Annotated in this window: 6 protein-coding genes; 4 read left to right on the forward strand and 2 right to left on the reverse strand. The window is 67.6% G+C overall.

All coding sequences use genetic code 11. The features are described 5' to 3' along the window. Positions 1–194: 194 nt before the first annotated feature. Entirely contained in the window at positions 195–944 is a 750-nt protein-coding gene (gene gpmA / locus QMX79_RS19325; protein WP_282248215.1) for a 2,3-diphosphoglycerate-dependent phosphoglycerate mutase, read from the reverse strand. A gap of 57 nt (positions 945–1,001) precedes the next feature. After that, positions 1,002–2,033 carry a cation diffusion facilitator family transporter gene (locus tag QMX79_RS19330; protein WP_282248216.1) on the reverse strand — a complete coding sequence of 344 codons (1,032 nt, stop codon included), beginning with the start codon at positions 2,031–2,033 and terminating at the stop codon, positions 1,002–1,004. Positions 2,034–2,254: 221 nt separating this feature from the next. On the opposite strand from QMX79_RS19330, the gene QMX79_RS19335 reads away from it, so the two are divergent. From QMX79_RS19335 to QMX79_RS19350, 4 genes are read left to right on the forward strand one after another with little or no spacing between them, the layout of a single operon-like run. Then, complete coding sequence (locus QMX79_RS19335; RefSeq protein WP_282248217.1) at positions 2,255–2,605, forward strand: hypothetical protein; 351 nt, start codon at positions 2,255–2,257, stop codon at positions 2,603–2,605. Further along, complete coding sequence (locus QMX79_RS19340) at positions 2,602–4,179, forward strand: PepSY-associated TM helix domain-containing protein (RefSeq protein ID WP_282248218.1); 1,578 nt, start codon at positions 2,602–2,604, stop codon at positions 4,177–4,179. Before QMX79_RS19335 ends, QMX79_RS19340 begins: the two co-directional genes overlap by 4 nt. Then, entirely contained in the window at positions 4,176–4,493 is a 318-nt protein-coding gene (locus tag QMX79_RS19345) for a DUF3325 family protein (protein WP_282248219.1), read from the forward strand. The genes QMX79_RS19340 and QMX79_RS19345 overlap by 4 nt, the downstream gene beginning before the upstream one ends. A 25-nt stretch (positions 4,494–4,518) precedes the next feature. After that, entirely contained in the window at positions 4,519–6,756 is a 2,238-nt protein-coding gene (locus QMX79_RS19350) for a TonB-dependent siderophore receptor (protein ID WP_282248220.1), read from the forward strand. Positions 6,757–6,771 lie beyond the last annotated feature (15 nt).

Raw genomic sequence — 6,771 nt, forward strand, 5'->3', positions numbered from 1 at the left:
GGTGGGACGGGGCGGGTTTGCGGGACTGTAGAAAACATGGATGTTTTCTACAAGCCTCCATGGACGGATTCACGGCGTGTCCCGCAAACCCGCACCGTCCCGCCAAGCCGCAGATGCATTGAGCCCGCGGCTGTTCGCGGAATCCAACAGCAGCCGGGCAGGGCCCGGCTCTACGGCGTCATGCAATCAGGCAATTATTTCGCTTTGCCTTGGTTCGCCACAGCCTCAGCGGCCTTGCGCGCTGCTTCCGGGTCGCCCAGGTAGCGGAACGACTGCACGGTCAGGTCATCGTTGAGCTCGAACAGCAACGGAATACCGGTCGGAATGTTGAGCTCCAGGATGGCTTCCTGGGAGACGTTGTTGAGGTACTTGTACAGCGCGCGCAGCGAATTGCCGTGCGCGGTGACCAGCACCGTCTTGCCATCCTTCAGCTGCGGCGCGATCGCATCGAACCAGTACGGCAGCACGCGTTCCAGCGTGGTTGCCAGCGACTCCGTACCCGGCAGCGCATTGCGGTCCAGCGTCGAATAGCGGCGGTCGTGGATCGGGTGGCCCGGATCCTCGCGGTCCATCGCCGGCGGCGGGATGTCGTACGAACGGCGCCAGATCTTGACCTGGTCCTCGCCGTGCTTGGCCGCCGTCTCGGCCTTGTCCAGGCCCTGCAGACCACCGTAATGACGCTCATTCAGGCGCCAGCTCTTGCTCACCGGCAGCCAGTCCTGGTCCAGCTCGGCCAGCGCGCCCTGCAGCGTGTGGATCGCCCGCTTCAGCACCGACGTGTGCGCCACATCGAACTGCAGCCCCTCTTCGCGCATCAGGCGGCCAGCGGCGGCAGCTTCGCTGCGGCCGTGCTCGGTCAGTTCCACGTCCACCCAACCGGTGAAGCGGTTGTCCAGGTTCCACTGGCTCTGGCCGTGGCGCAACAGTACGAGTTTCCGGGTCACTGCGGTTTCTCCGAGGGGATGGCAAGGCAGGCCGCCATTGTAGCGGCACCCGCCGGTTCAGGGATGTGGATGCCCGTGATGGCCCTGCGCGTCCGGACTGCTGCGGCGCGGCTCGTGTGTCCGCCCATGCGCATGCCCCGCGTGGTCATGGCCATGGTCGTGATCGTGATCGCCGTGGCCGGCCTTCCCCACCGGCGTGCCATCGCCGCAATCATCCCCGCAATGGTCCGCCTCGATCTGCAGCGTCACATGATCGATGCCGAAATCCTCGTGCAGCGCCGTGCCCAGCCGCCGGCGCAGCCCGTCCGCATCCACCCCTTCGGCAATCACCACATGCGCGGTCAGCGCCGGCGTGCTCGACGCCAGCGCCCACACATGCAGATCGTGCACATCCTGGACCCCGTCGTGTGCACACAACCGCGCCCGCACCGCCTCCACCTGGATGCCCTTCGGCACGCCCTCCAACAACACGTTGATCGCCTCGCGCATCAGCACCCACGTGCGCGGCAGCACCCACAGCCCGATCAGCACCGCCAGGATTGGATCGATCGGCTTCCAGCCGGTCCAGCGGATCAGCAGCGCACCGATGATCACCGCCACCGACCCCAGCATATCTGCCCACACTTCCAGGTACGCGCCCTTCACGTTGAGGCTCTCGCCGCTGCCCGCGCGCAGCAGACGCATCGAAATCAGATTGATCACCAGCCCGAACGCCGCAATCACCAGCATCCCGGTCGACGCGATCTCCTGCGGCTGCCGGAACCGCGCCACTGCTTCCCACAGGATGTAGCCGGCCACCACGAACAGCATGCCGCCGTTGATCATCGCGCCCAGCGCTTCCAGCCGCGCATACCCGTAGGTGCGCCGCGCATCCGGCGGACGCCGGCTCAGCCGCACCGCCACCAGCGCGATCATCAGCGCCAGCGTGTCGGTGGCCATGTGCGCCGCATCGGACAGCAGCGCCAGGCTGTTGGTCCAGAACGCGCCCACCACCTCCACGATGAGGAAGGTGGTGGTGAGCCCCAGCGCCCACCACAACGGCTTCTCGTGGCGGATCTCGCTCGGCAGGTGATCGTGGTCGTGACCCATGGCAACAGCTCCTGTGCAATGGGCAAAGCCTACTGCGGCAGCTGCCGGGGAGACTATTACGGTGTTTATAACATTGCAGGTCGCGCCGCCTGGGCATGGGTGCGCCCGGAAACCGCTGCAGCACAAGGGCTGGCACGGCGCATCCCTCGATCGAGGGATTCGACAGGCTGGCCCACGTCAAATAATATTGATTCTCAATTGCTTTGCAGCCCGCCGCCGCCGTGCCCCGTTCGCAACCGCCCTCCCCGTCCCCGACCGTACCGGCCGGTGCCACCCCACGCCGCGCCCCGAAGCGCAAGGCAGGCAACGGTGTGCTCTGGGCGCGAGGCGCGCTGGCCCTGCTCGGCGGCTACACGGTCGCGGCCACCTGGGCCGCCGCGCTGGCGCGCCTGCTGCCCGGCAGCCTGGCTGACGCCGCGCTGGCCGCGACCATGGCCTCGTTCGTGATCTACACCCTCGCCGCGATCTGGGCCTATGCCGCGCGCAGCATTGCGCGGGCGGCGGTCGGACTGGCGCTGGCTGCCTGCGTCGGCATGGCACTGTCCACCCTGCTGGACGGGAGCGTGGCATGAGCCAGGGCTTCCGCCAGTCGCAGGCGGTGCTGCACACCTGGTCCGGCCTGGTGGTCGGCTGGGTGCTGTACCTGATCTTCATCGCCGGCACCGCCAGCTACTGGCGGGTGGAACTGACCCGCTGGATGCAGCCGGAACTGACCCTGCCGGCCAGTAGCGGAATCGCACTGGAACAGGCGCAGGCCTTCCTGGCGCGCACGGCGCCGGATGCCACGCGCTGGTCCATCGAACTGCCCGGCAGCCGCAGCAACGCCACTGCGGTGCGCTGGCAGCCCAAGGATGCACCGGAACCCAAGCGCGGCCAGCCCAACCCGTGGCAGGCCACGCTGGATGCCAACGGCACCCCGGTGCAGGCGCGCGACACGCGCGGCGGCGATTTCTTCTATCGCCTGCACTTCGACCTGCACTACGTGCCGGTGATCTGGGCGCGCTGGTTCGTCTGCTTCTGCACGATGTTCATGCTGGTGGCCATCGTCAGCGGCGTGATCATCCACAAGAAGATCTTCGCCGACTTCTTCACCCTGCGCCGCGGCAAGGGCCAGCGCAGCTGGCTGGATGGGCACAACGCACTGGCGGTGCTCTCGCTGCCGTTCCACCTGATGATCACCTACACCGGCTTGATCACGCTGATGACGGTGTACATGCCGTGGGCGGTGGATGCCAACTTCGGCGGGCGCGATGCGTTCTTCGCCGAGCTGTTCCCGCGCGAGGCCAAGGTTGAACCGCTGGGCCAGGCCGCCACGCCACCGGCGCTGGCGGCGCTGCTGCCGGTGGCCGCACGCCAGTGGGGCGAAGGCCATGCCGCATCCGTGGTGGTCGACCAGCCCGGCGATGCGGCGATGCGCATTACCCTGCGCCGCGACAGTGGCGACCGCATCGCCGACAACGGCGAACCGCTGCGCTTCGACGCGCATGGCGCGCTGCTGGGTGGCCCCTCGGCACGCTCGGCCACGGTCTACACCCGCGACGGCATGATCGGCATGCACGCCGCGCGTTTCGCCCCCACCGCCATGCGCTGGCTGTTCTTCCTGTCCGGCGTAGCCGGCACGTTGATGGTGGCCACCGGGCTGGTGCTGTGGACGGTGAAACGGCGCGAGCAACTGCCCGGTGCCGACCGCCCGCACCTGGGCTTCCGCATCGTGGAACGCCTCAACATCGGCTTCGTGGCCGGCCTGCCGGTGGCGATGCTCGCGTTCCTGTGGGGCAACCGGCTGCTGCCGACCGCACTGGAGCAGCGCTCCAAGGCTGAAATCAGCGTGTTCTTCGCCGCGTGGGCGCTTTGCCTGCTGCATGCCACGCTGCGCCTGCCGCGCCGCGCGTGGGTGGAACAGCTCGCCTGTGCCGGCGTGCTCGCCGTGCTGCTGCCGGTGTTCAACGTGGCGGCCTGGCACGGCGGCATGCTCGCGGCATTTGCCGCAGGCGACCTGGCCAAGGGCGGCATGGATGTCGGCCTGCTGCTGATCGGTGCAGGCCTGCTGTGGGCCGCGCGCAAGGTAAACCGGCACGTGCCGGCGCAGCGCCGCGTGCGTGCGCCACGCGCCAGCGCAGCCCCCGCAACCGGGCCCGGCGCATGACCCTGCTTGCGCTGCTGCTGTCGCTGCTCGGCTTCCTGTGCCTGTCGCTGGCCATGGAACGCCACCACCGGGATGTCTTCGGTGCCGCCCCTGCGCTGGCGCGCCGGCGCCGGCTGCGGCTGCTCGGCTGGCTCGCACTGACCGCCGCCGTGGCCTGCAGCATCGGCGCCTGGGGCATCGCCTACGGCGTCATCGCCGGCTGCGGCATCCTCGCTGCTGGCGCTGCCCTGCCCCTGCTCTGGCTCAGCTACCGGACCGCGCCCACGGCGCGACCCTCGCCACGCCCCGCCGCATCGCGCGCGCCCGATTCCTGATCTTCGCTGCCACCGAGGTTTTCCCATGTCCCGTTTCCGCACCGCTGGCGCCCCGCGCCGGAACACCCTTGCCCTGTGCCTGGCGCTGGCTGCCACGGCACCCACGCTGGCGCTGGCCCAATCGGTGGCCGCGCCGGATGGCGATACCCCGAAGACCACCGAGCTGGACAAGGTGCTGGTCACCCAGCGCACCGAGGGCTACCAGGTGTACGGCACCAACACCGCCACCAAGCTGCCGCTGACCCTGCGCGAAACCCCGCAGTCGCTCACGGTGTTCACCCGCCAGCGCATCGAGGATTTCAACCTCATCACCATCGCCGAAGTGCTGCAGCAGACCCCGGGCGTGACCGTGCAGTCGTACGACAGCAACCGCACCCTGTTCACCGCGCGTGGCTTTGCGATCAACAACTTCATGTTCGATGGCGTGCCGACCAACTACACCACCGGTGCCGGCGGCAACTCGATCCTCAGCGACACCTCGATCTACGAACGCATCGAAATCGTGCGCGGCGCCAGCGGCCTGGTGACCGGCTCGGGCAATCCCTCGGCCACGGTCAACATGGTGCGCAAGCGTCCGACCGACAGCTTCCAGGCCAGCACCAGCCTCAGCGCCGGCTCGTGGGACTACAAGCGCGGCGAAGTGGACGTGTCCGGCCCGCTGACCGACAGCGGCCGTGTGCGCGGCCGCTTCGTCGGCGCCTACACCGACAAGGAAAGCTGGGTGCGTTTCCAGCATGACAAATCGCCCAGCCTGTACGGCGTGATCGAAGCCGACCTCACCGACAACACCCGCCTGCGCGCCGGCATCGATTACCTCAAGACCGAATCCGATGGCGGCGCCTGGAGCGCCTCGCCGCTGTTCTTCCGCGATGGCAGCACCGCGAAGATGCCGCGCTCCTACAGCGCTGCGGCACGCTGGAACGAATGGAACCGCGAGAGCACCAACTACTTCCTCACCCTGGAACAGCAGTTTGCTGCCGGCTGGAGCGGTCGGCTGGCCTACAACCGCCGCAACACCGACACCGACAGCCTGCTGCTGGCGGGATCCAACACCGGCAACTGGGCCGACCCGGTCACCGGCCTGGGCCTGCGCATCGCCGATACCTATTCGGTGTCCGAAACCCGCGAAGATGCCTTCGACCTGTATGCATCGGGACCGTTCCAGCTGTTCGGGCGCCAGCACGAACTGGTGGTGGGCGTGAACCACTACGACCGCGACCTGGACACGATCCGCGCCGGCATCAGCTCGCGCCCTTACAACGTGGCCGCCTTCCCCAGCATCTACAGCTGGGACGGCAACATCGGCAAGCCGACCACGTTCATTTACGGCATTCCCTCCAGCACCACCACCACCACCGAGACCGGCTACTACGCGGCGATGCGCCTGAATCCGATCGATCCGCTCAAGGTCATCGCCGGCGTGCGCTATTCGGATTACAAGAGCAGCACCGACAACTTCGACGTCAACGGTGTGTTCACCGGGCGCAGCGCGCGCACCACCGCGCATGAGCCGACCCCGTACCTGGGCGCCATCTACGACCTCAGCGCGAACATCTCCGCGTTCGCCAGCTATTCCGATGTGTTCCAGGCCACCGCGCTGCGCGACATCAACAACCAGCTGCTGGACCCGGTGACCGGCAGCAACTACGAATATGGCTTCAAGGGCGAGTTCTTCGGCGGCCGCCTGTACGGCTCGCTCAACGGCTTCTACATGAAGCAGGACAACGTGGCCACGCGCGACCCGGCCGGCGCCGACATCGTGCTGCCCGACGGCAGCGTGCCCTACATCGCCAGCAAGGGCATTGAAACCAACGGGGCCGAGTTCGAACTGTCCGGTTCGATCACCGACACCTGGAGCATGACCGGCGGCTACACCTACGCCTACAGCACCAACCCGGATGGCAGCCGCTTCGCCAGTACCAGCCCCATGCAGCTGGCGCGCTTCAACACCACCTGGCGCCACGGCAGGTGGATGGTCGGCGGTGGGTTCAGCGTGCAGAGCGAGATCTACCAGATGCAGCCGATCCCCACCGGACGCTACACCGCTGCCGGGGCCCCGATCACTGCCACCGGCAAGATGCGCCAGGGCGGGTATGTGCTGTTCGACCTGATGGGGCGCTACCGGATCACCGACAACGTGAGCGTGGGGGTGACCGTGACCAACCTGTTCGACAAGGTGTACTACCGCAATGTCGGGTTCTTCAATTCGGGGTATTGGGGCGAACCGCGGCGCGTGTTGTTCAATCTGCGGGCCAATTTCTAAGCGGTAGGCGACGAC

The organism is Stenotrophomonas sp. PS02300 (assembly GCF_029959395.1).
Taxonomy (GTDB): domain Bacteria; phylum Pseudomonadota; class Gammaproteobacteria; order Xanthomonadales; family Xanthomonadaceae; genus Stenotrophomonas; species Stenotrophomonas maltophilia_AD.

Bases quoted from the DNA above. Each gene is read 5' to 3' on its own strand.
- QMX79_RS19345 (WP_282248219.1), top strand. From the start codon at position 4,176: ATGACCCTGCTTGCGCTGCTGCTGTCGCTGCTCGGCTTCCTGTGCCTG.
- QMX79_RS19350 (WP_282248220.1), top strand. From the start codon at position 4,519: ATGTCCCGTTTCCGCACCGCTGGCGCCCCGCGCCGGAACACCCTTGCC.
- QMX79_RS19340 (WP_282248218.1), top strand. From the start codon at position 2,602: ATGAGCCAGGGCTTCCGCCAGTCGCAGGCGGTGCTGCACACCTGGTCC.
- QMX79_RS19330 (WP_282248216.1), bottom strand. From the start codon at position 2,033: ATGGGTCACGACCACGATCACCTGCCGAGCGAGATCCGCCACGAGAAG.